This is a genomic window from Dongia sp., from assembly GCF_041910485.1.
Classification (GTDB): Bacteria; Pseudomonadota; Alphaproteobacteria; order Dongiales; family Dongiaceae; genus Dongia.
On the sequence record NZ_JAYRQR010000011.1, the window covers coordinates 22729 to 48955 of the forward strand.

The 26227-nt window shown below is 62.2% G+C and carries 27 protein-coding genes, 1 tRNA gene and 1 pseudogene; 21 read left to right on the forward strand and 8 right to left on the reverse strand.

Translation table 11 applies throughout. The annotated features are described in order from the left end of the window. Positions 1-154 precede the first annotated feature (154 nt). Genes ACE3PP_RS02685 through ACE3PP_RS02700 form a run of 4 tightly spaced genes read left to right on the forward strand, consistent with a single transcriptional unit; the run spans position 155 to position 6290 of the window. Positions 155-1942, forward strand: a complete 1788-nt coding sequence (locus tag ACE3PP_RS02685) for a PHA/PHB synthase family protein (RefSeq protein ID WP_374377673.1) — start codon at positions 155-157, stop codon at positions 1940-1942. A gap of 6 nt (positions 1943-1948) precedes the next feature. After that, positions 1949-2713 (forward strand): enoyl-ACP reductase FabI, encoded by a 765-nt coding sequence (gene fabI, locus ACE3PP_RS02690; RefSeq protein WP_374377675.1) that lies wholly within the window; start codon positions 1949-1951, stop codon positions 2711-2713. A gap of 12 nt (positions 2714-2725) precedes the next feature. Next, entirely contained in the window at positions 2726-4654 is a 1929-nt protein-coding gene (locus ACE3PP_RS02695; protein WP_374377677.1) for a hypothetical protein, read from the forward strand. Between the two features lie 4 nt (positions 4655-4658). Then, positions 4659-6290, forward strand: coding sequence for a PEP/pyruvate-binding domain-containing protein (locus ACE3PP_RS02700; RefSeq protein WP_374377679.1), 1632 nt, complete (start codon positions 4659-4661; stop codon positions 6288-6290). Between the two features lie 542 nt (positions 6291-6832). Here the strand turns inward: ACE3PP_RS02700 and ACE3PP_RS02705 are convergent. The 3 genes from ACE3PP_RS02705 to mce are packed head-to-tail and all read right to left on the reverse strand — an operon-like array spanning position 6833 to position 8074. Beyond that, positions 6833-7390, reverse strand: coding sequence for a DNA-3-methyladenine glycosylase I (locus ACE3PP_RS02705; RefSeq protein ID WP_374377682.1), 558 nt, complete (start codon positions 7388-7390; stop codon positions 6833-6835). Positions 7391-7401: 11 nt separating this feature from the next. Further along, the gene (locus tag ACE3PP_RS02710; protein WP_374377684.1) at positions 7402-7659 is read right to left on the reverse strand and encodes a DUF1467 family protein; all 258 of its coding nucleotides are present in this window, start codon (positions 7657-7659) and stop codon (positions 7402-7404) included. Between the two features lie 10 nt (positions 7660-7669). After that, positions 7670-8074 carry a methylmalonyl-CoA epimerase gene (mce, locus tag ACE3PP_RS02715; RefSeq protein ID WP_374377686.1) on the reverse strand — a complete coding sequence of 135 codons (405 nt, stop codon included), beginning with the start codon at positions 8072-8074 and terminating at the stop codon, positions 7670-7672. A gap of 364 nt (positions 8075-8438) precedes the next feature. Here mce and ACE3PP_RS02720 point away from each other — a divergent pair, with 364 nt between their 5' ends. The 11 genes from ACE3PP_RS02720 to clpX all read left to right on the forward strand — a co-directional run bounded on the left by ACE3PP_RS02720 (position 8439) and on the right by clpX (position 18794). Beyond that, complete coding sequence (locus ACE3PP_RS02720; protein ID WP_374377688.1) at positions 8439-9329, forward strand: FecR domain-containing protein; 891 nt, start codon at positions 8439-8441, stop codon at positions 9327-9329. A gap of 162 nt (positions 9330-9491) precedes the next feature. Next, the gene (locus tag ACE3PP_RS02725) at positions 9492-9665 is read left to right on the forward strand and encodes a hypothetical protein (RefSeq protein ID WP_374377690.1); all 174 of its coding nucleotides are present in this window, start codon (positions 9492-9494) and stop codon (positions 9663-9665) included. A gap of 74 nt (positions 9666-9739) precedes the next feature. Continuing rightward, positions 9740-10531: a FecR domain-containing protein gene (locus ACE3PP_RS02730; protein ID WP_374377692.1), complete on the forward strand. Its 792-nt coding sequence runs from the start codon at positions 9740-9742 to the stop codon at positions 10529-10531. 111 nt (positions 10532-10642) lie between these two features. Then, positions 10643-11056 carry a nuclear transport factor 2 family protein gene (locus ACE3PP_RS02735; protein WP_374377694.1) on the forward strand — a complete coding sequence of 138 codons (414 nt, stop codon included), beginning with the start codon at positions 10643-10645 and terminating at the stop codon, positions 11054-11056. A gap of 61 nt (positions 11057-11117) precedes the next feature. After that, positions 11118-12890 carry an SPOR domain-containing protein gene (locus tag ACE3PP_RS02740; protein WP_374377696.1) on the forward strand — a complete coding sequence of 591 codons (1773 nt, stop codon included), beginning with the start codon at positions 11118-11120 and terminating at the stop codon, positions 12888-12890. 1 nt (position 12891) lies between these two features. Next, entirely contained in the window at positions 12892-14376 is a 1485-nt protein-coding gene (locus tag ACE3PP_RS02745; RefSeq protein WP_374377698.1) for an NAD(P)H-hydrate dehydratase, read from the forward strand. After that, the gene (locus ACE3PP_RS02750; protein ID WP_374377700.1) at positions 14373-14810 is read left to right on the forward strand and encodes an N-acetyltransferase family protein; all 438 of its coding nucleotides are present in this window, start codon (positions 14373-14375) and stop codon (positions 14808-14810) included. Before ACE3PP_RS02745 ends, ACE3PP_RS02750 begins: the two co-directional genes overlap by 4 nt. A gap of 125 nt (positions 14811-14935) precedes the next feature. Continuing rightward, positions 14936-15020 (forward strand) — tRNA-Leu (locus tag ACE3PP_RS02755). Between the two features lie 98 nt (positions 15021-15118). Continuing rightward, complete coding sequence (gene tig, locus ACE3PP_RS02760; RefSeq protein ID WP_374377702.1) at positions 15119-16459, forward strand: trigger factor; 1341 nt, start codon at positions 15119-15121, stop codon at positions 16457-16459. A gap of 145 nt (positions 16460-16604) precedes the next feature. Continuing rightward, a complete protein-coding gene (gene clpP / locus ACE3PP_RS02765; RefSeq protein WP_374377743.1) occupies positions 16605-17252 on the forward strand; it encodes an ATP-dependent Clp endopeptidase proteolytic subunit ClpP in 648 nt (215 codons plus the stop codon). A gap of 273 nt (positions 17253-17525) precedes the next feature. Continuing rightward, positions 17526-18794 carry an ATP-dependent Clp protease ATP-binding subunit ClpX gene (gene clpX / locus ACE3PP_RS02770; RefSeq protein ID WP_374377704.1) on the forward strand — a complete coding sequence of 423 codons (1269 nt, stop codon included), beginning with the start codon at positions 17526-17528 and terminating at the stop codon, positions 18792-18794. Positions 18795-19286: 492 nt separating this feature from the next. Here the strand turns inward: clpX and ACE3PP_RS02775 are convergent, their stop codons facing one another. Continuing rightward, positions 19287-20126 (reverse strand): hypothetical protein, encoded by an 840-nt coding sequence (locus tag ACE3PP_RS02775; protein ID WP_374377706.1) that lies wholly within the window; start codon positions 20124-20126, stop codon positions 19287-19289. A 197-nt stretch (positions 20127-20323) separates the two neighbouring features. Between ACE3PP_RS02775 and ACE3PP_RS02780 the strand changes: the two are divergent. Next, positions 20324-20530, forward strand: a pseudogene (locus ACE3PP_RS02780) (alkylphosphonate utilization protein); the annotation flags it as partial. 24 nt (positions 20531-20554) lie between these two features. Here ACE3PP_RS02780 and ACE3PP_RS02785 read toward each other — a convergent pair. Continuing rightward, positions 20555-20866, reverse strand: a complete 312-nt coding sequence (locus ACE3PP_RS02785) for a DUF3303 domain-containing protein (protein ID WP_374377708.1) — start codon at positions 20864-20866, stop codon at positions 20555-20557. Between the two features lie 116 nt (positions 20867-20982). Here ACE3PP_RS02785 and ACE3PP_RS02790 point away from each other — a divergent pair, with 116 nt between their 5' ends. Next, positions 20983-21519, forward strand: coding sequence for a PAS domain-containing protein (locus ACE3PP_RS02790; protein ID WP_374377710.1), 537 nt, complete (start codon positions 20983-20985; stop codon positions 21517-21519). Between the two features lie 11 nt (positions 21520-21530). Here the strand turns inward: ACE3PP_RS02790 and ACE3PP_RS02795 are convergent, their stop codons facing one another. The 3 genes from ACE3PP_RS02795 to ACE3PP_RS02805 all read right to left on the reverse strand — a co-directional run bounded on the left by ACE3PP_RS02795 (position 21531) and on the right by ACE3PP_RS02805 (position 23673). Next, on the reverse strand, positions 21531-22364 hold the full coding sequence (locus ACE3PP_RS02795; protein WP_374377713.1) for a class I SAM-dependent methyltransferase: 834 nt from the start codon (positions 22362-22364) through the stop codon (positions 21531-21533). 16 nt (positions 22365-22380) lie between these two features. Beyond that, positions 22381-22905 carry a GNAT family N-acetyltransferase gene (locus ACE3PP_RS02800; protein WP_374377715.1) on the reverse strand — a complete coding sequence of 175 codons (525 nt, stop codon included), beginning with the start codon at positions 22903-22905 and terminating at the stop codon, positions 22381-22383. A gap of 324 nt (positions 22906-23229) precedes the next feature. Continuing rightward, complete coding sequence (locus ACE3PP_RS02805; RefSeq protein ID WP_374377717.1) at positions 23230-23673, reverse strand: helix-turn-helix domain-containing protein; 444 nt, start codon at positions 23671-23673, stop codon at positions 23230-23232. An 85-nt stretch (positions 23674-23758) separates the two neighbouring features. Between ACE3PP_RS02805 and ACE3PP_RS02810 the strand changes: the two genes are divergently transcribed. From ACE3PP_RS02810 to merA, 4 genes are read left to right on the forward strand one after another with little or no spacing between them, the layout of a single operon-like run. Beyond that, the gene (locus ACE3PP_RS02810) at positions 23759-24178 is read left to right on the forward strand and encodes a mercuric transporter MerT family protein (protein ID WP_374377719.1); all 420 of its coding nucleotides are present in this window, start codon (positions 23759-23761) and stop codon (positions 24176-24178) included. Positions 24179-24189: 11 nt separating this feature from the next. Further along, positions 24190-24537, forward strand: coding sequence for a heavy-metal-associated domain-containing protein (locus tag ACE3PP_RS02815; protein ID WP_374377721.1), 348 nt, complete (start codon positions 24190-24192; stop codon positions 24535-24537). After that, positions 24537-24788: a mercury resistance system transport protein MerF gene (locus ACE3PP_RS02820; RefSeq protein WP_374377723.1), complete on the forward strand. Its 252-nt coding sequence runs from the start codon at positions 24537-24539 to the stop codon at positions 24786-24788. Before ACE3PP_RS02815 ends, ACE3PP_RS02820 begins: the two co-directional genes overlap by 1 nt. Then, on the forward strand, positions 24766-26190 hold the full coding sequence (gene merA, locus ACE3PP_RS02825) for a mercury(II) reductase (protein WP_374377725.1): 1425 nt from the start codon (positions 24766-24768) through the stop codon (positions 26188-26190). Before ACE3PP_RS02820 ends, merA begins: the two co-directional genes overlap by 23 nt. Positions 26191-26227 lie beyond the last annotated feature (37 nt).

The following is a 26227-nucleotide window of genomic DNA, read 5'->3' on the forward strand; positions in this document are numbered from 1 at the left end:
GTCGAATTCACAATTATTGAAGATACATCAAAGTGTTAATTACACCTGTGCCAGCAATCATCTTTTTTGCTGCAACGCGGCGACAGCCATAAATCCGCAACGTAACACGTCTATCTCTCGTCCTTGACCAAATGAAAAAGACGGAAGGCAGGCGATGGATGATGGCGGAATTGCGGTAAACGCGTCGGCGGCTGAAAAACAGGCCCCAGCTGCTTCGGCACAGGCAGCAAGCGGCCATCAAGACACCGGCCAAGACACCGGCGTTGCGGGCGATTTGGATCGCCTGATTCATGCGTTTGAAGGGCACGTCACCGGATCGGTCAGCCCGACGATCATCTCCCTCGCACTTGCCGATTGGCTGATGCATCTCGGCAATGCGCCCGGAAAGCGGCTGGATCTCGCCATCAAGGCCTGGGAAGCGTCCTTGGAAACCGTCGCCGACACCGGCCGTTTGAGCTTCGGCGAAGAGGTCGAAGGTCGCAGGCGGGACGCCCGCTTTGCCGCTCTGGATTGGAACAGCTCGCCGTTCAGCCTGCTGCGGAATACCTATCTTCGTTGGGAAGATTGGTGGCAGGAAGCTTGCTCCGGCATCGCTGGGGTCAAGTCGAGCCATGAGCGCGTCGTCAGCTTCATGATGCGACAGTTGCTCGAAGCCTGTTCGCCGGCCAATTATCCGCTCAGTAACCCGGAAATCGTGCGCGCCACCGTGGACAGCAATGGTGCCAATCTGATGCGCGGGCTTTCCAATCTGCTTGAAGATGTTCGGGGTTTGCAGAATGCCACCCCTGCGAAACCGGCCCTCAAGGCCGGTAAGGACTTGGCCGTCACGCCGGGCCGGGTCGTCTTCCGCAACGAAATGATCGAACTCATCCAGTACGCGCCGACGACCGACACAGTATGCGCGGAGCCGATCCTGCTCATCCCGGCCTGGATCATGAAGTATTACATCCTTGACCTAGCTCCCCAGAACTCGCTCGTTCGCTACCTGGTCGGGCAGGGCCACACGGTCTTCATGATCAGCTGGCGCAATCCCGGGCCGGACCAGCGCCATTGGGGGATGGAGGACTATCGCGTCTCGGGAATATCGGCAGCGCTCGATGCCATCGGCGAGATCGTGCCGGGTCGCGCCGTGCATGCCTGCGGATATTGCCTGGGCGGGACGCTTCTGGCCATCGAGGCGGCGCGGCTTGCGCGGGATGGTGATCCACGCTTGGCCACCTTGTCATTCTTCGCCGCGCAAACGGACTTTACCGAGGCAGGCGAGATCAAGGTGTTCACCAGCGAGGATCAGGTTGCTTTCCTCGACGACATCACGTGGCAGCGTGGCTATCTCGATGGTGCCGAAATGGCCGGCGCCTTCCAATTGTTGCGCCCCGGCGACCTCATCTGGGCGCGCATGGTCCGGCAATATTTCCTCGGCGAGCGTGACGGCGGAACGGATTTAACCTCCTGGAACTCAGATCTCACGCGGTTGCCGCATCGCATGCATGCCGAATATCTCCGGCGGCTTTTCGTCAACAATGAATTGGCTCAGGGCCATTTCCTGGTTGACGGGCGGCCGGTTGCCTTGTCGGACATCCGCCAGCCGGTCTTTGCTGTCGGCACAGAGACCGACCATATCGCGCCGTGGCGCTCGGTCTACAAGATCAAGCTGCTGAGCCGCGCGCAGGTCACCTTTGTCCTCACCAAGGGCGGCCACAATGCCGGTATCGTCAGCGAGCCGGGGCACGCGCATCGTCACTTCCGGCTCGAAGTGGCCGGTCCCGAGGACCGCTTTGTCGACCCGGACAGCTGGTACGAGCGGACGGCCATTCACGAAGGGTCCTGGTGGCCGGCCTGGGTGGACTGGCTGCGCGAACATTCGAGCGAAGACGACATTCCGGCGCGCGCCGTTCGACCGGGGCTCTGTGCCGCACCGGGCACCTATGTTCTGGGGGCTTGATCCGGCATGATTTCTCTCGAAGGAAAAGTCGGCCTCGTTGTCGGTATCGCCAACGACCACAGTATCGCCTATGGGTGCGCCAAGGCGTTTCGCGCCGCGGGCGCGGCGCTTGCCATCACCTATCTCAACGACAAGGCCCGGCCCTTCGTCGCACCATTGGCCGAAGGATTGCAGTCGGACCTGTTCGTGCCTTGCGATGTTGAGGTCGACGGGAACTTGGAAGCGGCCTTCGCCGCTGTCGAGAAGCGCTATGGAAAGCTCGATTTCCTGCTTCACTCCATTGCTTACGCGCCAAAGCCGGATCTGGGCGGCCGTCTGGTCGACAGTTCCGCCGGCGGTTTTGCGCGCGCGATGGATATTTCCTGCCATTCCTTCCTGCGCATGGCCCGCCTCGCCGAACCGCTGATGGCGGATGGCGGCTCCCTGTTGACGGTCTCCTATTACGGCGCAGAAAAGGTCGTCGAGCATTATGGCGTCATGGGCCCGGTGAAGGCGGCTCTCGAATGCGCGTCGCTTTACCTCGCCAATGAGCTTGGGCCGCGCGGCATCCGGGTCAATGTCCTTTCACCGGGACCGATTGCCACACGGGCCGCTTCGGGCATTCCCGGCTTCAATGATTTGCTCAATGATGCAGAGAAGCGCGGACCGACCCATCATCTGGCTGGTATCGGCGACGTCGGCGCAATGGCCGCTTTCCTCGCCAGCGACCTCTCCAGAAACATGACCGGCAACATCGTCTTCATCGATGCCGGTTCGCACATCGTCGCCTGAAGGAGCCCGACTATGGTGGAAAAGGCAAAGATCGCCCAAGCGCTGGACGAGGCCGGACTGCTGCTGCCGGATCTCATCGACAAGGCGCTTGTCGCCAATGATCGCATCAAGGTGCTTTTTTCCTGGCTGCAATCGGCCGTCATGCGCGCCGATCATCCGGACACGACGGCCCCCAAACTGACCGAGGAGGCGCGCCTCCCGGGCCTGAAGAGCCTCAACCTGCAGGACGGGCTCGGCGCCGCCAGCCGCCTGGAGGGAAGCTATCATGTGCCCGGCGCCAAGGGCGCCATTGCCATCGTCATCGACGATCTTGCCGCCATGCTGGCACCCTTTGCGGCGACCGGCCAGGCGGAACCCCATGCCGGCTTTGCCGCGCGCCTGGAAAAGCTCAGCGCATTGCCGTCCCTCGACGGCGACATCCTGCCGCTGAGCTTGATTTCGGATCTCACGCACGCGCGGCGCGGCGAGGCGGATTCCATGCATCTCCTGGTCATGGACATGCACAAGGCCTTGAACGCCCTGCAGGCGGGCATTGCCGAGGAGTCGATCGACGGCGCGCGCGTCTACCGGATCCGCGAGGAGGACAGGGCGCCGATCGCCGCCTTCATGAAGGGGCTCAACCGGACAGCGCCGCTGAAATACGATCATCCGGGACTGGGAACCACGGCAACGCGGTCGGGCGACCGCCTCACGATCCAGAACGATATCGGGACGACGGACGCCCATGTCCTCGTCATCCATGTTGAGGCTTTCAAGGTCAGCCTCACCTATACCGACGTGCACAGCCGCCGGCTGCGCTTCTTTCAGGATCGCCTCAAGCGCGCGCATATGAGCTGGACCGATACGCGTCAGCGCCACATCGCCGGTCTGGAGGAGGACGAGTTCTACCAGGCCGACGGTGTTTGCGCCGCCAGGAACGGTGCCGAGCGCGATGAATGCCTCGCGGCCATCGGCGCGGCCTTGGTCTTCCTCATCGATTGGAACAAGGCGCGCAAGCGCCTGCGCAATTTCATGTCCAAGCAGGCGGCGATCGAGTTGCTGGGCTGGGCTGCGGATAACGAAATCGGGCATCGCGGTTTCCTGAAGCTGGGCGGCGAGAACCTCATCTATGCAGCACTTGATGGCGGCGGCCGCGCGGCAAGCCTCGGTCGCCCCCTCGACCAGATTCTGGGCGAGCGCGAGACGATGCTTTTCATGCGCAATGTTCTGCGCACCTGCACGGAATCGCTGAACGCGCACCGCAGCACCGACTATGTCGCCGAACAGATTCACGCCGATCTCATGGTGCGCATCCAGTCCGCCTCCGATCAGGTCCTCGATGTCGCCCTCGATCATGCGGCATTGCTGCACGATCTGGCCGATCTCGTGGAAGCGGCGGTGATGCGGCTCGGCAATGGGGGCGGGCAGGCGGGCAATGCCGGCGCCCGTGCCAAGCTTTGGGAGAGCAATGCCGACCGGCTCGTCAACCGCGTGCGGAATCAGGTCGCCCGCAACGGTGTCGACCCCATGTGGCGCAGTGTGCTGACGCATGCCGACGATGCGGCCGACCAGCTGGAAGAGGTCGTGTTCAATCTCGATCTGCTGCCGCAGGGCGCGAACCTGGTTGCCCGCGATATCATCCTGCGCCTGGTGCGCCAGATTGCCGGCGGGATCGAAGACTATGTCCGCGCCCTGTCGCTGATGGCGCACATGCACCGCGGTGCCGCGCGTGAGGATCTTCGCGATCTCCTCACCCTCATCGACCGGCTGCGCGACATGGAGCATGCGACCGACGCCACCGAACGCGATGCCTTGGTGAAACTGCTGTCCGGTCCCACCGAGCCGCGCCTGCTGCTGTTGGAGCATGAGATCGCAGCCAATCTCGAAGCGGCGGGCGACGCCATCATGCATGCCGGCTTCGTGCTTGGCGATCATGTCCTGGAAGCGCGGTTGAAAGGGTGAGACGATGAAACCGAAGATCTACGCAATCGATGCCGATACCGCGCGCCCAGCCGATGACCTGCTGCCGGAAGTCGGCAACAAGGCCTTCAACCTGATGCGCCTGTCGGCCCTCGACCTGCCGGTGCCGCCGGCCTTTGTGCTGTCGACCGAGTTCTGCCGCCATTGGTCCGAGCACGGCCGCCGCATCGGCAAGGAACTTCCCGACTTGATGGCCTCCCATGTCCGGCGCCTGGAGAACCTCTCCGGCCTTAGCTTCGGCGATGCGCGGCGCCCCTTGCTGCTGTCGGTGCGGTCGGGGGCAGCTGCATCGATGCCGGGGATGATGGAAACATTGCTCAACATCGGATTGACCCTCGGCACATTGCCGGGCTTCATCGCACTCACGGGCAAGCCGAGATTGGCGTGGGATTCGATGCGCCGCTTGGTACAGAGCTTCGCCGAAGTCGCCAAGGGTGCCGATGCCGCCGGCTTCGATGCCGTGACCGCCGCCGCTATCGCTGCCGCCGGGGTTCAATCCGTGGCCGAACTCGATACGCTGTCCCTGCGCGCGCTGACACAGGAATTGCTGGCGCACTATGCCGACGTGACCGGGGCACCGTTCCCGGAAGATCCGATGCAACAGCTGACGGAGGCGGTCGAGGCCGTGTTCCGCTCCTGGGAAAGCGAGCGTGCCGTGACCTATCGGCGCCTCAACAAGCTGACCGGCCTGCCGGGCACGGCCGTGACGGTGCAGCGCATGGTATTCGGCAATGGCGGCGCTGACTCCGGCTCGGGTGTTGGCTTCACGCGCAATCCGGCGACCGGCGTCAACGAACTCTTCATGGAATACCTCCCCAACGCTCAGGGCGAGGATGTCGTCTCCGGCCGCTTCCCGGTCGAGGGTGCCGATGCACTGGCATCGCTTCTCCCCGAGGCCTATGCCCACCTCAGATCGATCCGCGACCGATTGGAGCGTGCCTTCGGCGACGTCCAGGATTTCGAATTCACCATCGAGAATGGCAAGGTCTTTCTGTTGCAGACCCGGCGCGCGAAACGGACCGACTGGGCAGCGCTGCAGATCGCCGTCGATCTGGTGCGCGACGGCCTGATCGACCCTCAGGAAGCCCTGGCCCGCGTCAAGGATCTGCCGCTTGACGCCCTGGTGCGGTATCGCCTGCAGGAAACCGGACATCCGCGTCTCGCCCTCGCCAAATCCGCCGGCATCGGCGTTGCCAGCGGCCGGCTGGCGATGACATCGGAAGAAGCGGTCGCCCTCGCGGCGCGGGGTGAACCGGTGATCCTGGTCCGGTCCGATACGACGACCGACGATATTGCGGGCATGAACGCGGCTGTCGGGATTTTGACCCGGCATGGCGGTCGCACCTCGCATGCGGCCGTCATTGCCCGCCAGTTGAACAAAGTATGCCTGGTTGGGTGCGGCGAGCTGGAAATCGCCGACGACGCAAAGCAATGCACGCTCGGTGGCAAAGTCCTTTATCCCGGCGATTACCTGACCCTCGACGGCAATGCGGGCGCCGTACTTCTTGGAAAGGCCGAGCTGGTTGCAGAGCGGCCGGACCAAAGCCTTGCTCAGATCGAGGCATGGCGGGCCCAGCAACGTTTGAGCGAACCTCAGGCCGCAAGCAGCGCCGCCTGACGCCGCCCAATCGGCGGCAATGGCACCTTAGGAATGAGAGCGGGGCCTCGCCCGACTCATTTTCGTAGCGGTCGTGTGCTTGAGGTGCATTCGGGTGGCATCTGGCAGTGGGCACATGGTTCGATTGCGGTGCATGGCCTATGGAATCACCCTTAAATCCAGAAATTGCTGCGACGCAGCAATTTTGCCGGACCATGCCAAGCCAGGGTCTGGTTGGCGCCATCCGCTCTGGTTCGTTTCTTTCGTTTCGTTCCCAGAGCGAAGGTCCAATCGCATGCCCTGGCCCCATAAAAGCAACCGTGACTTCTTGATGAATTTTGGTTAGGGTTCATCGCGCCGCACCCCTTTGGGGGAGTCGGCCAGTAAAGAACTAAGCAAGAGACCGCACGGTCCAAGTTCTGGGACGACCGCAGAAGACACGTTAGGTGGGGGAGGGACCGTCATCGGTCCACGGGAGGCAGGTCTGGGGAGACCTGCCTCTTTCCATTTGAGCGCCCCTCAGCCCTTCACGGCCATTTCGGCCCACACGGCCAACCGGAAGATCAATAGATCATCCCGGCCTTGACCGCCTTCAGCCAAGGCGGCTGCAACTTGGCGATGCGTCGATAGACGGGGCAGTCCTCGGCGTGCGTCCCGGGCAGATAACCGATCGACATCAGGAACTCGCCGACGATTTCGCCACCGGTGAAGACAAACTCGCGCTTGAACAGTTTCACCCACTCCGCCTTCTGGCGCGGGTGGTGGGCGGCAATCCAGGATGCGAAGGAGCCGTGGCTCTTCTGCAACTTCTGGATCCTTTTCGCATTCTCGATGGCCGCGTCGACTTTCAGTCGGTTGCGGATGATCCCCGCATCGGCCAGCAGCCTTTCGCGCTGCTTGTCGCCATATCGTGCCACCTTGGCGATACTGAAGCCGCTATAGGCCTTGCGGAACGATTCCTGCTTTTTGAGGATGGTCAGCCAGGAAAGTCCAGCCTGGTTTATCTCCAGCACCAGCCGCTCGAACAACTGATCGTCATCCGCGATCGGAAAGCCATAGTGATGCTCGTGGTACGGGCCGTGAAATTCATGACCTGGGGCAACGCGGCAATAGCTGCTCATCTAGGTTGCCTTCAAAGACCGGAACGTTCGATCAAATCCATCAACGTGAAGCCGAAGACCCGGAAGAACAGGAAAGCGGCCCCCCAGATGGCGGCGGCAATGACGGTCGTGATGAGCGCCTTTTTGAGCAGCATCGGATTGGCCGGCGCTCCTGGATCATGCCCCGCATCATTGCTTTCCGTGCGCCGCACGCCCCAGGGCAGCACCGCAAACAGGGTGAGCCACCAGATCACCAGGAACATGAAGAGCTGAGTCATCACACCGGACATGATTCTTCGCTTACGCCTGTTCGAGTTCGATCAACGTGCCGAGGAAGTCCTTGGGATGCAGGAACAGCACCGGCTTGTCATGGGCGCCGATCTTTGGCTCCCCGTCGCCCAGAACGCGCGCGCCGCTCGCCTTCAACTGGTCACGTGCTTTCAGAATATCATCGACCTCATAACAAATGTGATGAATTCCCCCCGCCGGGTTGCGGCTGAGAAATGCGGCAATCGGCGAATCTTCGCCAAGCGGGTGCAGCAGTTCGACCTTGGTATTGCCAAGCTCGACGAAGATCACCGTGACACCATGCTTGGGTTGTGGGGTCGGCGCAGACACTTTGGCGCCCAACGTATTCCGATAGAGATCCGCCGCCTGGCCCAAATCCGGCACGGCAATGGCGACATGGTTCAGGCGGCCGATCATGGAAATCCTTTCCAAGGAGCAGTGGGGCGATTCGCGCGCGATGGTGCGGCGCAGCGTTATTTTGGTCAAGGAGACCGCGCTTCCGCCAGTTTCGTGAAATTTTCGATCTTAAAAGAATCTGAAAAATTGATGAAACCGGTAGCACTTACAATTAGGTGTGGGTGAAACGCTGCCCGTTGGCTGGATTTCATCCGGCTGATTCGATAAAATTTGTTATCAATTCGTTAAAAAATAGAACGCTCGGCGCGATTTTTCGCAGCCAGGGCGTCTTTTCAAAGTGGAAGGTAGCAAATGACCCACCATTCGGGAACGAAACGAAACGCCTATTCTCTCGCGCCAGAAGCTGCGCCCCGGTGCATTTGTGGTGGCCTTTACCAGCCTCACGGCCCTGCTGACGGCCTCGGCCTCGGCGGATGTCATCGGCAAGGTGATCCTGCAGGATTATCGGGGCGCCACGGCCACGCCGGACGGCACTGAAAACAACAAGCCGATCTATTACCAGGATCAAGTCTCGGCACTCGACACGGTTCAGACGGGCGAGGGCGGGGCGACGTCGATGCAGTTCCTGGACGAGACGCGTTTTGACGTCGGTCCGAACGCGATGGTGAAGCTCGACGATTTCATCTACGACGCGAACAGCACCGAAGGCGCCGGCAAGATTTCGATGGCGATCGGCGCGTTCCGCTATGTCGGCGGCAAGATGAAAAGCGATGAGAACGTCAAGCTCGTCACGCCGACGGCGACCATGACCATTCGCGGTACCGAATTGGTGATCTACGTTGGTGTCGACGGCACGACCGAAGTCAATGTCATCAGCGGCGCCGTTGATGTCGACCCCTGCGACAAGGGTGAGGCTGTTCCTGCCGCGGTCGGCCAGCGGGTCATTGTGCCGCCGAGCTGCACGGCCTCGGTGACTGCCGCGCGCGCGGTCCCGGACGATCTGGCTGCACTGGACGTCCCGGATGATCTCGGCGATTTCGCGACAGCGGCCGGCGGCAATGACGGCGGCGATGCCCCCGGTGGTGGTGGCGGTGGTGGCGGTGATGGCGGTGGCGGACCGAGCGGCGATCGGGATCGTTCGCAGCCTGAGCACGATGCGCCCGCGCCCGCTTCCGGCGGCAGCGACAGCGGGAACGGTGAAGGCGGTGACACTGGCGGTGACACTGGCGGTGACACTGGCGGCGATACCGGTGGCGACACTGGCGGCGATACTGGCGGTGACACAGGTGGCGACACCGGCGGTGGCCTCTTCTAATTGAGCCACAGCAAACGCTCTAAAGACGCCCCGGCAGCAAAGCTGGGGCGTTTTTCTTTGTGGAAACGAATTCTCAATCCTTCTGTGGGCTAGATCACAGCGGGTCAACGCCTTCGATGCCTAAATGGCATTCAACACAAGGCTACGTTGATTGGGCTGGACATGAGCGCACATAGATTTTTCACCGTCGCACCTCATTGGCTTTTTGCTGTCTTGGCCATCGGCCTGCTGGTTCTGGATTCAGGCCCAATCGAATGGCACGCCACTCATCCGGCCCAGGCCGCTGCTGCCGCAGCCCCAGCGGACCTCGCGGCACTCCCCGTCATGTATGACTGAATTCCTGACACCGCCTTGAACCCGTTGCGCCATCGGCGCGACAAAGCGTTAGGGACGGCCAGGAACAGATGATCATGAAATATCCCGCGTTGGCGTTGACTCTGGTCATCGCCGCTTTGTTGCCAAATGCGTCACTGCGTGCTGCACAGCCCAACATCGGCGTCGTTACGCAGCGCGACTACAATGGCGCGACAGTCGAACCAAGCGGCAGTTCGGCCACTCATGCCATCCTTTTCAAGGACGGCGTCTTCGCCCTGGACACTGTTCGTACCGGCACGACGGCGACGACCGAACTGCAGTTCCTGGACCAGACGAAGATACAGGTTGGGTCCGGTGCAGAATTGCGGCTCGACGATTTCGTCTACAACGCCGCCACGACACAAGGCGGTGGCAAAATCTCCTTTGCGGTCGGTGCCTTTCGATATGTCGGCGGCAAGATGACGACCGAGGAGAACATCCGCCTTCGGACGCCGACGGCAACGATGATCATTCGTGGCACTGAATTGGTGATCTATGTCTGGCCGGACGGCACGACACAGGTCAACGTCGTGTCCGGCGCCGTCGAGGTATCTGGTTGTGCCACGTCTGCAAACAGACTGGCGATGACCGGCATGCAGGTCAATGTAACGCCGGATTGCGCAACCAGCGTCGCAGCCGCCCCAGCGCTCCCGGCCGATTTTGCGGCACTTTCGCTGCCCGATCGTGAGCCGGAAAGCGATGGCAATAGGCGCGGGAAGGGCGGCGGCGACAATGACCGCGGCCATGATTCAGATCCTGGTCGTTCGAAGGGTGGCGGCAGCCAAGGTGGTGGCAGTTCCAGTGGCGGCAGTTCGGGTGGTGGCAATGCCAGCGGCGGCCTCCACTGACCGCCCCACGCGCTAGCCGGTCCTTGGCGCTAGCCACCTCCATGCACTGCAACGACGTCGACGCTGACGGGACGATGCGCTATGGGTGAAGGACGCGCGAGGAGACGTCCCATGCCCACCCAGCACCAATTCGAACTTGCCAATCAGCTTTTCTACCAATCCTTTGCGCGGGCTGATTTCGACGCCATGCGCAGGCTTTGGGCGGCGCGATTGCCGGTTTTCTGCCTGCATCCGGGGGCCATGCCGTTGCTCAACCGCGCCGACATCCTCAACTCCTGGCGTCAGATCTTCATGCACGGCCATCCGGCCGAGATTACGTTCCTGCCCCAGCAAATGACCCTCGTTGGCGGGGTCGGAATCGCTTGCGGACTGGAACTGGTGTCCGGTGCCCAGGTCGCCTGTACCAATCTCTTTGCCGAGGAAGATGGTGAGTGGCGCATGATCCACCACCAGGGTGGCCCGGTGATTCCAGTCGATTTGCGCCGCGCAGCCCCAGCGGACGGTGGCAACGCAACCCGTCATTAAGCGTCGGAAAGGTACCCAGGGGTACTAGCCGTGGCTGCGGCCGGACGGCATATTAACACTTATGGAACTGAGTCGCGCCCATCGCGGTCGCCTTCTGGCCGCCCTTCTGGCCGCCCTGCTGGGGTCGGTACCCGTTGCGGCACGCGCCGATTACGGCTCGGGCCTCGACGCCTTCAATGCTGGCGCATTTGAGCAGGCCTTCCAGGAATGGCAGAAGGCAGCCCTGACCGGCGACAAACGAGCACAGCACGCGCTCGGTTTGTTGCTCGAAAGCGGGCGTGGCACCAAGGCCGACGTGGCCGGGGCGCTCAAATGGTACGAGGCGGCGGCCGAGCAGGGGTTCGCTCCGGCCATGAACAATCTTGCAATGCTCTACGCCGACGGTCGCGGCGTGAAAAAAGATCAGAACAAGGCCATCGCGTACTGGACCAAGGCGTCGGAGGCGGGGAACGCCACTGCTCAGTTCAATCTCGGCGTCCAGTACATGCTGGGAAATGGCGTGCCGGCTGACCGGAAAAAAACGATCGAGCTGTGGACCAAGGCGGCTGGCGCCAACAATGTGCAGGCCCAATACAATCTGGGCCTGCTCTATGATCGCGGCGACGGTGTTGGGAAGGACGAGAAGCAAGCGGCGCATTGGATCGCGCAAGCTGCCGAACACGGCCTCGCCGAGGCGCAGATCGATCTTGCCGAATTCTACCGCACCGGTCATGGCGTAGCACAGAGTCCGGACCAAGCTTACGCTTGGCTCGAGAAAGCCGCTGCCGCCGGCAGCATGAAGGCCAAGCAGAAGCTTACCGAACTGCCCAAGCCCAAGGCCGCCGCTGCTCCCGAACCGGCAGCCCCCAAAGCTGCCGAGCCGGATGCTCACGCTGCCACGGATCACGCCGCGGCCCCAGATGCCCATCAGGAAGAAGCAGCTGCAACCGGTCACGGCGAACAGCCGGCAGCTGCCGCCGACGCGGGCCACGAAGCCGAGCCGGCTGCTCCTGCCCAATCGCATGAAGCAGCGCCGGAAAGCCATGAAGCGGCCGCCACTGAGGGCGCAGCTGCCGAAAGCCATACAGCGGCCGAACCGGCTGCCGAGGGTGGACACGCGGCCGAGGCTCAGGGGACTGATACTCAGGCAACTGAGGCGCAGCCGCCTGAAGGCCATGCTGCCGATGCGCAATCGGCCGACGCACATGCCACGGATGCCCACGCAACGGAAGAAGCTGCCCCGGCCGAGGACCAGGCCGCCTCGGCAGATACCGGCCATGCGACTGAAGATCACGCAGCAGCCGAGAATGCGACGGAGACAGCCCCGGCCGAAGCCGAGGCCGAAGCCCACACGGAGGCGACGGCGGAAGGTGCCGACTCTCATGCCGAAGCAGCGCCTGCCGAAGGCGAGGCTGCAGCTGGTGACCATGCGGCTGCCTCGGAAGACGCAGCCCATCAGGACGAGGGTGAAAGCAACGCCGAGGATGCGACCGAACCAGCGGAAGGTGCCGCCGAACATGGCGATGCCCCGGCAGAGGAACAGATCACCGAGGACGGCGTCCAGCCGCAGGTGCCGGTCGCCGAAACCTTGTCACCGCATCAGAAGGTCTTTCATATCTGGCTCGGCGATCGCGGCACGCAGAAATCGGTCGAGACGGAATTCGCCAAGCTGAAGCTGCAATTCAAGCCGGTGCTCGACAAGCTTGAGCTCAATGTGCGGCCCTTTGTCAGCGCGACTGGAACGGTCTACCGCATCTATGTCGGCCCGTTCGACTCCCTCAAAGCTGCGCAGGAAATGTGTGACAACGTCCATGCGCGGGTGAGCAGCCAAGCTTGCCGGACCGTCATCAACTGACATGACGAAGCCGGCGCCGCAGCCAGTCCTCACCGCCGCCGAGATGCGCGCGGCGGAACAGGTCTATTTCGCGCGCGGGCACGACAGCTACGCCCTGATGCGGCGCGCGGGGGCGGCCGTGGTCGATGCGATCCACCGCGCCTATCCCCAGGGCGAGGGCAGGGTGCTGGTTCTGTGCGGCCCTGGGAACAATGGCGGCGACGGCTTCATCATTGCCGACCTGCTGCATCGCGCCGGGCACGATGTGATGGTGAGCGCCATGCGCGCGGCCGATGGTTATAGCGGCGACGCGGCACTTGCTGTCCAAGCCTGGTTGGCGGGTGGCGGGACGCTTCTCCCGTTCGAGCCGGCCGCTTTGCCGGCCGCGGACATCATCGTTGACGCTTTGTTCGGAACGGGCCTTGATCGACCGCTTGAAGGAAAAGTGGCGTCCGTGATCGACTGGATCGATCAATCCGGTGCCGATGTCTGGGCAGTCGATATCCCCAGCGGAGTCTCGGCCGATGACGGTCGAATCCTCGGCCGCGCTGTGCAGGCCCACCACACGGTCACCTTCGGCTGGGTCAAAAACGGGCATGTTTTGGTGCCTGGACGGGTCAATTCCGGGGCCATTCTGGTAGCCGAAATTGGCCTCGACTCTAGCCTGTTTGCGACATCCCCCACGGTCTGGCGCAATGGCCCCGAGCTCTGGCAGGCGCGGCTCAAGCATCCGGGCGCCCTCGACCACAAATACAGCCGCGGCCACGCCCTGGTGATCGGCAGCGCCGACATGCCCGGCGCCGCCCGCCTCGCAGCCCTTGCCGCACGGCGGATCGGCGTCGGCATGCTGAGTGTGGCAGCCCCCGCCGCCAGCCTGCCGCTCTTCATGGCCGATCAGCCCGGCCTCATCGCCAAACCGGCGACGCGGATCGAGGATCTGGTGGAAATCCTGATGGATCGGCGCATTTCGGGGATCCTGGTCGGGTCGGGCCTCATCCCCCATGCCGGCACGCGCGAGACGGTCCTGACCGCACTCGCGGCCGGGCGGCCTGCCGTGGTGGATGGCGGCGGCCTCACCGTTTTCGCCGACCGGCCCGACGATCTCTTCACCCTGGGGCGGGCCGACATCGTGCTGACCCCGCACGAAGGCGAATTTTCGAGGCTTTTCCCGGACTTGCGGCCCGATCTTGGTAAGCTTGCCCGCGCCCGGCAGGCAGCGCAGCGGTCGAAATGCACCCTGATCCTCAAAGGCGCCGACACCATCATCGCCAGCCCGGACGGGCGCCTCGTCATCAACGATACCGCGAGCCCCTACCTCGCCACGGCGGGCTCGGGGGATGTGCTGGCCGGCCTGGTCCTGGGCCTGCTGGCGCAAGGGGTTGAGAGCGGCGACGCGGCCGCAGCCGCGGTCTGGTTCCACGGGCGGGCAGGGCAGATCCTGGGGCCGGGCCTCATCGCCGAGGATCTGCCGCGGGCCATCCCGGGCCTGCTCGGCTCCCTCTCATGACGATTTCGGTGCGCTTGGCGAGCGATCTCGACCAGGCCGCCTGTGCCAGGGTCTTCGTCGAAACGATGGCGGCGACCTTCCCCCAGGAACCGGCAGAGAGCCGGACCGAGGCCGCCTATCGCCACAGCACGATCGGCGAGGAGCAATGGGTTGCTGCCGAAGGTAGTGATGTTATCGGTTTTATTTCAGTCTATTGGCCGACGAACTTCATCCACAGTCTTTACATCAGGCCGGACCGTCAAGGTCAGGGCGCCGGGCAGCGGCTGCTCGGCGCAGTCCTGCCGCGCGCCAAGGGCGATATGGAACTAAAGACCGACAAGGCCAATCAGCGCGCCTTTGCCTTCTACCGGCACCTGGGCTGGCGCGTGGTGGGTGAGGGGATGGCGGCGACCGGCCCCTGGTGGCGCCTGCGGAGAGCGGGCGGGATCCTGTAGGCGCCGGGCCCGATTGGGCCTTTTTCGCTTGTCGCTCCGGCCGGGGTGGGCTACATCCCCGGCCCGGAACCGGTGCGAACCGGGGAAGTGGGCCAGCCTTGGCGCGGCTCGGAACGACCTCATTTGCGGGCGTGGCGAAATTGGTAGACGCGCGGGATTTAGGTTCCCGTGACGCAAGTCGTGGGGGTTCAAGTCCCTTCGCCCGCACCAATGGCCCGATGATTGTCGTTCGGAGCAGGCGCCGGCAAACCCCGCCCCCAAATCGAACCCGACGTCTTTGTAACCCTTACGTTTGAAAGAGTGCTGACATGCAGGTCACCGAAACCCTGAACCAGGGCCTGAAGCGGGAATACAAGATCGCCGTCCCCGCCGCCACGCTGCGCGAGAAGGTCGATGGCAAGCTCCACGAGCTCAGCCACAAGCTGAAGATCCCCGGCTTCCGTCCCGGCAAGGTGCCGATGTCGCTGCTGAAGCAGCGCTATGAGAAGGACGTGATGGGCGAAGTGCTCAACGAGAGCGTCCAGCAGAGCTCGCAGCAGCTCCTCACCGAGCGCAACCTGCGCCCCGCCGGCCAGCCCAAGGTCGAACTCGTCGGTGAGTTCAAGGACGGCACGGATCTCGAATTCTCGGTCGCCATGGAAGTCATTCCGGAAGTGACGCCGATGGACTTCACCACCATCTCGCTGGAGCGCGTCGCGGTCGACGTTCCGGAATCGGAAGTGGATGAGAGCCTGAAGCGCATCGCCAAGCGCCAGCGCGCCTCCGACCCGGTCGATGATGCCGCCGCCAACGGCGACATCACCGTGATCGATTTCGTCGGCTCGATCGACGGCGTCGAATTCGAAGGCGGCAAGGCTGAGGGTCACTATCTCGAACTCGGCTCGGGCCAGTTCATCCCCGGCTTCGAAGAGCAGCTGGTCGGCGCGAAGAAGGGCGACAAGAAGGAAGTGAAGGTCTCGTTCCCGGCCGAGTACGGCAACAGCGACCTTGCCGGGAAGCCCGCGAGCTTTGCCGTGACGGTGCAGGAAGTCCGCCGCCTGAAGGAAGTGCCGATCGACGACGAACTGGCGAAGTCGTTCGGCCTCACCGATCTCGCGGAACTGAAGAAGCAGGCCCGCGAGCGCATCGAGAAGGAATATGGCTCGGTCGCCCGTGCCCGCGTGAAGCGCAAGCTCCTTGACGTTCTCGCCGACAATCACAATTTCAATCTTCCGGAAGGTCTGGTCGAGGCCGAGTTCGGCGCCATCTGGCAGCAGATCGAAGCCGATTTGAAGGCCGATCGTCTGGACGAGGAAGACAAGGGCAAGTCGGAAGACGTGCTGAAGAAGGAATATCGCGACATCGCGGAGCGCCGCGTGAAGCTTGGCCTTCTTCTCTCGGAAGTCGGCCGCCAGAACAACATCCAGGTGCCGAACGAGGAATTGAGCCGCGCCCTTATCCAGGAAGCGCAGCGCTATCCCGGTCAGCAGCAGCAGGTGATCGAGTACTACCAGCGTTCGCCGGAAGCGCTCAATCAGCTGCGCGCGCCGCTTTACGAGGAAAAGGTCGTCGACTTCATCCTCGAGCGCGCCAAGGTCAGTGAACGGAAGGTTTCGCCGGAGGTCTTCTCGGCCGAAGGCGAAGCGGAGCTGAAAGGCCGCCGCGACTAAGTGATTGCGACTCTGGCAGACCGTCCCAGCAATGGAACGGTTTGCCAGAATCCCGCCACTCGCTAAGATCGCGCTTCAGAAGCATCGGGTGAGTCGCCATTCGCGCCCCGCGGATGACCGCTTAGCCCCATCTTGAGAGTGGATGATGAGAGACAGAGATCCCGTCGAGATCTACAACAATTACCTCGTGCCGATGGTGGTCGAGCAGACCAATCGTGGCGAGCGTTCCTACGACATCTATTCGCGCCTTCTCAAAGAGCGCATCATTTTCCTGGTCGGCCCGGTGAATGACGGCATGGCGAGCGTCGTGTGTGCGCAGCTGCTGTTCCTGGAATCGGAGAATCCGAACAAGGAAATCTCGATCTACATCAACTCGCCGGGTGGCGTCGTTTCCTCGGGCCTCGCGATGTACGACACGATGCAGTACATCCGCCCCGAAGTGTCGACCGTTTGCATCGGTCTCGCGGCTTCGGCCGGGTCGCTGCTGCTGACCGCCGGCGCCAAGGGCAAGCGTTTCAGCCTGCCGCATTCGAACATCATGATCCACCAGCCTTCGGGCGGATATCAGGGCCAGGCGACGGATATCGAAATCCACGCCAAGGAAATCCTGCGCACGCGCGACCGGCTGAACAAGATCTATGTCCGTCATACCGGGCAGGACCTCGCCACCATCGAGAACGCCATGGAGCGCGACCGCTACATGACGCCGGAAGAGGCCAAGGAGTTCGGCCTCATCGACGAAGTGGTCAACGAGCGTCCGCCGACCGCCGAGGGCAAGGACAAGGCCGCCTGATCTTGGCAGCTGACTTCGCGTTCTCGTTATGATCCAAGGCCCGGCGTGTCGGAGATTTCGACCGCCGGGCCTTAACCTTTTATGGATGAAGCGCGGGCTAAAATCGGCCTGTGAAACGAGCATCGGGTGCTATTTTGTTCCTGGTGCGTACCAAAATCCCCCAGAACACGCAAAATGACGTTGTAAGGCGGCGGAACGGGGGGCTACATTGACCGGTGACCGGGCGATTCAATCAATTGAATCAACGCTGCCCGCAGCTCGAATGGAACGGAAATGAACAAATCCGCCAGCGGTGACTCCAAAAATACCCTCTACTGCTCTTTCTGCGGCAAGTCGCAGCACGAGGTTCGCAAGCTCATCGCCGGTCCCACGGTGTTCATCTGCGACGAATGCGTCGAATTGTGCATGGACATCATCCGGGAAGAACACAAGACGACCCTGGTCAAGTCCCGGGACGGGGTGCCGAGCCCCAAGGATATCTGCAAGGTCCTGGACGACTACGTGATCGGGCAGGGCCATGCCAAGCGCATCCTGTCCGTCGCCGTCCACAACCACTACAAGCGCTTGGCGCATCTGGGTAAGAACAACGACGTCGAGTTGGCGAAGTCGAACATCCTGCTGGTCGGCCCGACGGGTTGCGGCAAGACGCTCCTCGCCCAGACGCTGGCCCGCATCATCGACGTGCCCTTCACCATGGCCGATGCGACCACGCTCACTGAAGCCGGCTATGTCGGCGAGGATGTCGAGAACATCATTCTGAAGCTGCTGCAGGCCGCCGATTACAATGTCGAGCGCGCGCAGCGCGGCATCGTCTATATCGACGAAGTCGACAAGATCAGCCGCAAGTCGGACAACCCGTCGATCACCCGTGACGTGTCGGGCGAGGGCGTCCAGCAGGCGCTGCTCAAGATCATGGAAGGCACGGTGGCGAGCGTTCCCCCGCAGGGCGGCCGCAAGCATCCGCAGCAGGAATTCCTGCAGGTCGACACCACCAACATCCTCTTCATCTGCGGCGGCGCCTTTGCGGGCCTCGAGCGTGTGATCAGCCAGCGTGGCCGCACGGGTTCTGCCATCGGCTTCGGCGCCGATGTGCGTGGCCCGGACGAGCGCGGCACCGGCGAGATCCTGAAGGAAGTCGAGCCGGAGGATTTGCTGAAGTTCGGCCTCATCCCCGAGTTCGTCGGCCGTCTCCCCGTCGTGGCGACGCTTGAGGATCTCGACGAAGCGGCCCTCATCAAGATTTTGACCGAGCCGAAGAACGCGCTGGTGAAGCAGTATCAGCGCCTGTTCGAGATGGAAGACGTACGTCTCGAATTCGCCGAGGATGCGCTGGGCGCCATCGCCCGCCGCGCCATCCAACGCAAGACCGGCGCCCGTGGCCTGCGCTCGATCATGGAGAGCATTCTCCTTGAGCCGATGTTCGACCTGCCCGGTCTCGACGGCGTCGAGGCCATCGTCATCAGCCGCGAAGTGGTCGAAGGCAAGGCGAAGCCGCTTTACATCTACACCGACCGTCGCAGCGACGCGACCGCCGGCGCCTAAAGCGCAGCTTCATCTAAATGCAAAAGGCCGGGCAAATGCCCGGCCTTTTTGTTTTGAGAGCCGAACTTCATTCGTTATCCCCGAGTGAAATAAGAGATCTACAGGTGTCCTTGGTAGACCGGATGCACAGGCAAAAGGATCAACACTAGGTCCAGGCACGGCGTTTGGTGCGGCGTTAGAACAAACTCCGGGATTGCTTGTGCGTTCCGTCACGGAGGCGCGGATCGGGCAAACCCTTCGAGCGCAGATTCCAATAGATGCCTAAGGCAAAGGGCAGCCCCGTAATCAAGGCCATGAGGGCAATCCTCTCGATACTTCTGGGCTCATCCAAGAAGCCATTGGCCGCACAGCCCACGATAAAATACATCGTTACGAAGTCGATCGTCCTTCTCGCCGTTCGTATTTGTACTCTGCGCTTCGCGAAAATCATGCCATTGTCTCCTTGTGGACGCTCTTTCTATATCAGAGACTAGCACTCCCGTTTCAGTTGCTCTACAGCCTCAACCGCTCGCCGCTTACCACATGTTCGAACCAGTCCGGTACCACACGCGGGGCGCGGCCGTCGACATTGGGGGCGGCGAGGCCGGATGCGACATGGCCCAGGCTCACCGTGCGGCTCTCGACGCTGAACCTCGTCGCAGTGGTGTCGGTGGCGATGCTGCCGTGGAGATGCTGGCCAGAAAAGGCGAGCATGTCGCCGGGTTCGATGACCACCGACTGCGCGGCCTCGGCCGGCAATGTTTCAGTCAGAACAGGCAGCACCGGATATTGCTCAGCTTTCCCCTCGTTCATCAGCCGCTTCAGCGTCTCAAAGTCCCACTCGGCGCTGCTGTTGGCGACTGGGCGGTCGAAATAGGCCGGATAGAACAGGATCGATCGACCCTCACTCAACGGATAGAGCGGCGACCACCAATTGATCTGCTGCGGAATATTGGAGCCCCAATTATCCCGATGGGCAGGCAGCGGCATGATGCGCCGCCCCTGATGTGTCGGACGCGACGGCACGACGCGCAGCTGCATGGGGTCCCAATAGCAATCGGACGGCGCCAAGCCGCATTCGGCAAGCGCGCGCTTGAAGGCCAGGTTGATCGCCTCGTCGGCACGGAAGGCTGCGCGCAGCCGCCGCACACGCTTCAGATATTCGTCCGCCTCGAACCGCGCTTCGGCGGTGAGCGGATCGCCGTCGAAACCGAGTCGGAGCTTGGCGTCGCTGAGCGCGACGAGGTCGAGGAGCGCGGGAACCCGGCGCCAGACGAGGAGGGCGCCGGAGAGGGCTTCCCGCCCGATGGCGAGACTGTCACGAACGCCATCGATGGTTCCGGGAACGCTCATGCCCGGCATTCTGCCGAAACCCCCGTGGGTGCGATGATGGTGAAACCGGCACCAATGCGCCCAAAAGCGCCCTGCGACAATCGGCGGCTGCAAGGTCCTTGCTCTTGGCGCCGCGAGCCACTAAGCCCGTGGCCATGAGCCGGGGCGGCTCCGGCCGCCGGCAAATTGGAATAAGACGGGAGTTTCAGATGGACGAGGTGAAGGACAGCAACGGCGCCATCCTCAAGGACGGCGATTCCGTAACGCTCATCAAGGACCTCAAGGTGAAGGGAAGTTCGGTGACGCTGAAGCGCGGCACCCGCATCAAGAACATCCGTCTCACCAACGACCCGGCCGAGATCGAATGCAATGCCGACAAGGTCAAAGGCCTGGTACTGCGCACCGAGTTCCTGAAGAAGGCGTAAGCGAGAAGGACGGGGAGGGACGCTTCAGGCGCCCTCATCCAGGAACGGCGCCACGATGGCGCGCGTGTCCTTGCTGGGGACCACGGGAACGATTTCGAACGTGACGCCGAGGCCGCGCCAGGAGAGCACCCATTCCTGCAGCAGGCGCGCGTCCGCAGTTTCCATCAGCTGGAAGCAGCGCCCGAAATTGGGCTCGACCCAGCTGTCGACATAGCGCAGGCCCTCCGGCAGGGAGCGGCCGCTCTCGCGCACGCGCCGGTAAACCGGGACCATGTCATTGTCCTTGAACCGCTCGATCACCATGAAAAGCATGCTCGCGTCCGCCTTGCTGCCCATTTGGCGACCATAGTGCCTGATGCGGGGCCGAAGATCAGCAGACACGTTTTCGCCGTCGCGTTTCGGCGATATCCCTTGCAGCCTTCCGACAATATCGGCACGGTAGGGTTGTGACGATGGAATTCAAGAATTCCGGCGGGACGGCCGCCCAGCGTGAGCATGCGGACATACCCAGGATCCGCCAACTTCACGCCTATTGGCGGAGCCTTGCCGGCGGGGCAGCGCCGGAACGGGCCCAGATCGACCCGGGTGCCATCAAGGACGTGCTGCCCTATATCTGCATCGTCGAGTTCGAGACGAGCCCGTTCCGGGTCCACTACCGGTTGAGCGGCACCAAGGTCGACGAGATCAACGGGTTCAGCTTGGTCGGCAAGTATCTCGACCAGCTCGCCACGGAGGCCAGCGCCGGCGCCGTGGCGCATCTGCAAGCCTCCTATCAAAGCTGCTTCGAGAGCGGCGAGCCTTGCTTCAGCGACTATTTCTGGCCGCGCCGGTCCGGCGGCGCGCTCGAGGTCAAGTTCGCCATGTTCCCGCTGAAGGTCAACGGGACCGTCACCCAGGCGATCGCGATCGAGGAATGGGAGTATTCCTTCGAGCCCATCAGCGAGCAGGCCGTGCCGCTGGCAGGCGACAAGGTCCGGCCGCCCGAATAGAGGGGAGGCGGCTAGACCTTCCGCGCCTTCAGCGAGAAGCTCACCGGCAAGTTGGGATGACCCTCGGGCAGGCGATACATGCGGTCCGGCCCTTCCAGCATCATGCCCCAGAGAGACCAGGCCACGCTGTCATGTTCCTTGAAATAGGTGAGGGAGAGGCCGGCTTCGAGAAGGGCCGAGAGGATCTCGCCGATGCCGTGGGAAAACACGTGGGTCTTCGTGTTGGCTAGCTTGGTGGCTTCGCCTGTGTAGGTCGTGTCCTCCTCAAAGACGAGGGGAGCGCCGCCGCCGAAATAGTTGAAGGTCGGACGCAGCGGGCCGGTACCGCCGGTCTCGCGGTCGGGCTGGTCGAGGGCGAGGGCGAAGGGGTGGCCTTCAAGGAGGTATAGCTCACCGCCGGGCTTCAGCATCTCCGCGACGACCCGGGCCCAGCCTTTGATGTCCGGCAGCCAGCCGATGGCACCCCAGCTCACATAGGCACGGTCGAAACGCTCGGCGATGAGGTTGGGCGCATCATAGAGGTTGCCCTCGACGAAACGCGCGTCGATGCCGGCGCGGGTTGCGATCTCACGGGCCGCCGCGATGGCATTGCTGGAGAAATCGAGGCCGGTAACCGTCGCACCGCGACGGGCCAGGGCCAGCGTATCGAGCCCGAAATGGCATTGCAGGTGGACGAGCGACTTGCCGGCAATGTCACCGATCTCAGCCCGTTCGATCGGCAGCAGAATGTCCTCGCCGGCGAGGAACTCCTTGACCCGGTAGAAAGGCGAGGCGACGTGGATCGCGACCACTTCGTCCCAGCGGGCGCGGTTGATGGCGAAGGTCTCGTCGTGGGCTATGGTCATGGCAATCGGGCTTTCGTCACAGCTTGCGTTCGTACGTCACTTCATAAGGGATAAATCCGGCCTTTTCATAGGCACCGCGCGCGACAGCGTTTGCGGCCAGCACGTTGATCCGAAGCCGGGTCAGACTGGGCTCGATGGCACGGAAATGGGCGGCGAGGGCGTCGAGCAGCGCTTGGGCCAGACCGGATCCACGTGCCTCCGGCACCACAAAAATGTCGCTCACATAGGCAAAGCGGGTGGAATCCGCCGTCTCCAGCGGCCAGGGTTCATCGACGATACTGCCGGCGACCAAACCCAGGCGTGGGCCGGTACCCAGGCGCGGGCCGGTCGGTTCTTCGGCGATCAGCATGACGCCTTGGCCGCGATCGAGAACCTCCCACAGCATGTCGAGATAGTCGCGCGTATAGGATGGCAGGCCCGGCAGGCGGCTCTGCGCCAGGCGCGGATCGTGGATGGCGATTTCATGTTCCTGGAGCGCGATCTCAGCGCCCAACAGCCAATCGGCATCCTCGGATCGATATGGTCGGATGGTCCAGTTCATGGCCGAAACCTCGCCAGATTCCGGGTTCCATGTCAAAGCGCCGTTCTCTTACAACAGCCTATCCGATATTTTCCAAAGAATCCAATTTCGCTAAGTAGAGCTGGGTGAGTAAGTGATACTTTTCGCTACAGTGCTTTGCTTCCTCACGTCTTTGCCTCGCCACGCTAGTTGCTTACCCACTCCAACGACATTGTTGCAGCTTGCTGGCAGCCTGAGTGCAACACTCCTTCGTCGAAGCAGCAGTACTTTTGCGGCCTTCAAAGGCAGTGCTGTTGCACCGAGTTATTCACCACATCACCACAGGCGTCGCTGGGCAGAGGCAGGTCATGCTCTATGGGATCGGGAGGCCTTCCGTGGCTCTGACAGAGCGGTGACAATCGGGCATTCTGGCACAGTGCCGTCAGCGCATTTGGCCACCATCTGGTTCATCGTTCGCTCAAGCTTGCGCAAATCCGCGATCTTGTGGCGGATCACCTCAATGTGCTTCAGCGTGAGGTCCCTGACCTCACCACAGGTGTAATCCGCACCATCTACGAGATCGAGGAGACCGCGTAGTTCCTCAATGGAGAAGCCAAGTTCTCGGGCACGAAGAATGAAGGCCAGGCGGCTCACTGCCTGTTCATCGTAAATTCGATGCCCGCTCTCCGTGCGCCTGGGGGCGAGCAGCAGACCGATCTTCTCGTAGAAGCGCACCGTTTCGATGTTGCAGCCAGTACTTTCGGCTACTTCTCCGCGTTTCCAGCCCCTTACAGCGGAATGATTGCCCATCGCGATTTTGCCCCTTGATCCTGTAGTTAGTACAGGACCTATATTGTCGGCATGTGAGCAGAAAGCAAGAGCTGAAGGACATAAGATGAGGAACGCAGTCCGTGACAGTGCGGGGTCGATCTCAGTGGCCCAGAGCGAAGCGCAACTGGATCGTAGCAGCCAGACGGGTCGGCGCTGGATTGCCGGAGGAAGTCTGATCGGCGCCATCCTGGCGTCCTCCTGCTGCATTGTACCGCTCGTCCTGGTGAGCTTCGGCCTCGGCGGCGCCTGGCTGGGCAGTTTGACGGCGCTGGAGCCTTACAAGCCCTATTTCATGGTGGGAACCGTGATCCTGCTGGGGGCTGGCTATTGGCAGGTTTATGTCAAACCCAAGCGAGCATGTGCGCCGGGTTCGTCCTGCGCGCGTCCCGCGTCAGAACGCCTCACTAAGGCAGCGCTCTGGCTGGCCACACTGGTGGTCCTGTTGGCCGCAACGATCAGCTATTGGGCACCTTTGTTCTACTGAGGAGACAACCGATGAAGCTTTCTGTGGCCGCTCTAACCGTCGTATCCGTCCTAGGTCTTTCCGGTTCGTTACTGTCCTGCCCCCTTCCTTGTGCGGTACCCGTCGCTCTTGCAGGGACGATAACGGGGCAACCGGATGCTGCGACCCAGACGACGACCTTCGTGGTCGAGAACATGACGTGTGCCCTATGCCCGGTCACGGTGCGGACGGCTATGGAGCATGTGCATGGCGTGAAGTCCGTGACGGTGGACTTCAATGCCAAGACCGCAACTGTGGTGTTCGATCCGGCCTTGGCGACGCCGGATCAGATCGCCAAGGCATCATCGGACGCTGGTTATCCGGCGCGTCCGGCATTGTGATGGCTGATCGATCTCTCGTCGGTGTCGGCATCATCGGGACCGGACTGGTCTCGCTATGCTGCTTTGCTCACATTCTGGTCGGTTTGCTGGGAGTTGGGCTGTGGGCGTTGTCCGGATATCTCATAAGCATCCTGATGCCTGTGCTCATCGTCGCCATGGCGGTCGCAGCGTATGTGATTTGGCAACGCCGTCGCGAGCCAAGACCGTTACATCGAGAAGGAAAGAGTGATGAATTTTTGCACCACCAGTGAACGCCGCCGTCACTTTGATCTTGCGGTGATTGGTGCAGGATCGGCGGGATTTTCCGCCGCGATTACCGCTGCGGCGCAGGGCGCCCACGTGGCGCTTATCGGCTACGGCCTGATTGGTGGCACCTGTGTCAACATCGGCTGCGTACCATCCAAGCGGCTTATCCGCGCCGCCGAAGCGCTACAACATACGCGTGCCGCCAGTCGATTTAATGGAATTCAGGGGCATGCCGACCTCAAAGACTGGCAGGCGCTGATCCGTCAGAAGGATGAGCTCGTCGCTGATCTACGACAGGCGAAGTATATCGACCTGCTGCCCGCCTACGACACAATCTCCTATTTGGAAGGCGAGGCCCGCCTCGTCGAAGGTGGTGTGGCCATCAACGGTCAGCGCATCTGGGCAGACAAGATCGTCATCACCACGGGCGCGCGTCCAGCCATTCCTTCAATTCCTGGAATTGATTCGGTGCCCTATCTGACCAGCACGTCGGCGCTTGATCTGGATGCGCTGCCGCGATCCATGATCGTCCTTGGTGGCGGTTATATCGGCGTGGAACTGGCTCAGGTCTTCGCGCGGGTAGGCGTGCAGGTGACCATCCTATGCCGCAGCAGGCTCCTCCCTCAAGCTGAACCCGAGATCGGTAGCGCTCTTTCCAACTACTTGACGAACGAAGGCCTCGTGATTATCAGCGGCGCGCAATATCGTGGCGTGCGCCAGACCGAACAAGGGGTCGCACTTGACCTGATCCGGGAGGGCCGCGATGAGACTATGGAAGCCGAGCGCCTCCTGGTCGCCACGGGCCGCCAGCCAAACACAGCGGGGCTTGGCTTGGAAGACTTTGGGATCTTGCTCGGCACGCGAGGCGGCATTGTCGTCGATGACCACATGCGGACGACGCGAGAGGGCACCTATGCGGCAGGTGATGTCACTGGCCAAGACCAGTTCGTCTATATGGCGGCACATGGCGCCCGCATTGCGGCCGAGAACGCGCTAAGCGGCGATGCGCGGCGCTATGACCGGACGGGCATGCCATCGGTCGTCTTCACTGACCCGCAGATCGCGAGTGCTGGCCTCACCGAGGCAGAAGCGCGGGCGCAGGGCCGTCACGTCCTGACCACGATACTGCCCTTGAACCAGGTTCCAAGAGCGCTGGCCGCTGGGGACACCAGGGGCCTGATCAAGCTGGTGGCGGAGCGTGATTCCGGCAAGCTGCTGGGCGCCCATATTCTCGCACCAGAGGGATGCGACAGCATTCAGACGGCGGTGCTCGCCATTCGCCAAGGCATGACCTTCCGGCAGCTCGCCGACACGATCTTCCCGTATCTCACCACGGTCGAAGGTCTGAAGCTTGCTGCTCTTAGCTTCGAAAAGGATGTCAAGACACTCTCCTGTTGTGCGAATTGAAAGAGCCGATAATGTGCGTAGCGGATCATACGCCCTA

What these genes read in the sequence shown, in the direction of transcription:
- ACE3PP_RS02685 (WP_374377673.1), top strand. Translation starts at nt 155, where the DNA reads ATGGATGATGGCGGAATTGCGGTAAACGCGTCGGCGGCTGAAAAACAG.
- fabI (WP_374377675.1), top strand. Translation starts at nt 1,949, where the DNA reads ATGATTTCTCTCGAAGGAAAAGTCGGCCTCGTTGTCGGTATCGCCAAC.
- ACE3PP_RS02695 (WP_374377677.1), top strand. Translation starts at nt 2,726, where the DNA reads ATGGTGGAAAAGGCAAAGATCGCCCAAGCGCTGGACGAGGCCGGACTG.
- ACE3PP_RS02700 (WP_374377679.1), top strand. Translation starts at nt 4,659, where the DNA reads ATGAAACCGAAGATCTACGCAATCGATGCCGATACCGCGCGCCCAGCC.
- ACE3PP_RS02705 (WP_374377682.1), bottom strand. Translation starts at nt 7,390, where the DNA reads ATGAGCAGCTATTGCCGCGTTGCCCCAGGTCATGAATTTCACGGCCCG.
- ACE3PP_RS02710 (WP_374377684.1), bottom strand. Translation starts at nt 7,659, where the DNA reads ATGTCCGGTGTGATGACTCAGCTCTTCATGTTCCTGGTGATCTGGTGG.
- mce (WP_374377686.1), bottom strand. Translation starts at nt 8,074, where the DNA reads ATGATCGGCCGCCTGAACCATGTCGCCATTGCCGTGCCGGATTTGGGC.
- ACE3PP_RS02725 (WP_374377690.1), top strand. Translation starts at nt 9,492, where the DNA reads ATGAGCGCACATAGATTTTTCACCGTCGCACCTCATTGGCTTTTTGCT.
- ACE3PP_RS02730 (WP_374377692.1), top strand. Translation starts at nt 9,740, where the DNA reads ATGAAATATCCCGCGTTGGCGTTGACTCTGGTCATCGCCGCTTTGTTG.
- ACE3PP_RS02735 (WP_374377694.1), top strand. Translation starts at nt 10,643, where the DNA reads ATGCCCACCCAGCACCAATTCGAACTTGCCAATCAGCTTTTCTACCAA.
- ACE3PP_RS02740 (WP_374377696.1), top strand. Translation starts at nt 11,118, where the DNA reads ATGGAACTGAGTCGCGCCCATCGCGGTCGCCTTCTGGCCGCCCTTCTG.
- ACE3PP_RS02745 (WP_374377698.1), top strand. Translation starts at nt 12,892, where the DNA reads ATGACGAAGCCGGCGCCGCAGCCAGTCCTCACCGCCGCCGAGATGCGC.
- ACE3PP_RS02750 (WP_374377700.1), top strand. Translation starts at nt 14,373, where the DNA reads ATGACGATTTCGGTGCGCTTGGCGAGCGATCTCGACCAGGCCGCCTGT.
- tig (WP_374377702.1), top strand. Translation starts at nt 15,119, where the DNA reads ATGCAGGTCACCGAAACCCTGAACCAGGGCCTGAAGCGGGAATACAAG.
- clpP (WP_374377743.1), top strand. Translation starts at nt 16,605, where the DNA reads ATGAGAGACAGAGATCCCGTCGAGATCTACAACAATTACCTCGTGCCG.
- clpX (WP_374377704.1), top strand. Translation starts at nt 17,526, where the DNA reads ATGAACAAATCCGCCAGCGGTGACTCCAAAAATACCCTCTACTGCTCT.
- ACE3PP_RS02775 (WP_374377706.1), bottom strand. Translation starts at nt 20,126, where the DNA reads ATGAGCGTTCCCGGAACCATCGATGGCGTTCGTGACAGTCTCGCCATC.
- ACE3PP_RS02785 (WP_374377708.1), bottom strand. Translation starts at nt 20,866, where the DNA reads ATGGGCAGCAAGGCGGACGCGAGCATGCTTTTCATGGTGATCGAGCGG.
- ACE3PP_RS02790 (WP_374377710.1), top strand. Translation starts at nt 20,983, where the DNA reads ATGGAATTCAAGAATTCCGGCGGGACGGCCGCCCAGCGTGAGCATGCG.
- ACE3PP_RS02795 (WP_374377713.1), bottom strand. Translation starts at nt 22,364, where the DNA reads ATGACCATAGCCCACGACGAGACCTTCGCCATCAACCGCGCCCGCTGG.
- ACE3PP_RS02800 (WP_374377715.1), bottom strand. Translation starts at nt 22,905, where the DNA reads ATGAACTGGACCATCCGACCATATCGATCCGAGGATGCCGATTGGCTG.
- ACE3PP_RS02805 (WP_374377717.1), bottom strand. Translation starts at nt 23,673, where the DNA reads ATGGGCAATCATTCCGCTGTAAGGGGCTGGAAACGCGGAGAAGTAGCC.
- ACE3PP_RS02810 (WP_374377719.1), top strand. Translation starts at nt 23,759, where the DNA reads ATGAGGAACGCAGTCCGTGACAGTGCGGGGTCGATCTCAGTGGCCCAG.
- ACE3PP_RS02815 (WP_374377721.1), top strand. Translation starts at nt 24,190, where the DNA reads ATGAAGCTTTCTGTGGCCGCTCTAACCGTCGTATCCGTCCTAGGTCTT.
- ACE3PP_RS02820 (WP_374377723.1), top strand. Translation starts at nt 24,537, where the DNA reads ATGGCTGATCGATCTCTCGTCGGTGTCGGCATCATCGGGACCGGACTG.
- merA (WP_374377725.1), top strand. Translation starts at nt 24,766, where the DNA reads ATGAATTTTTGCACCACCAGTGAACGCCGCCGTCACTTTGATCTTGCG.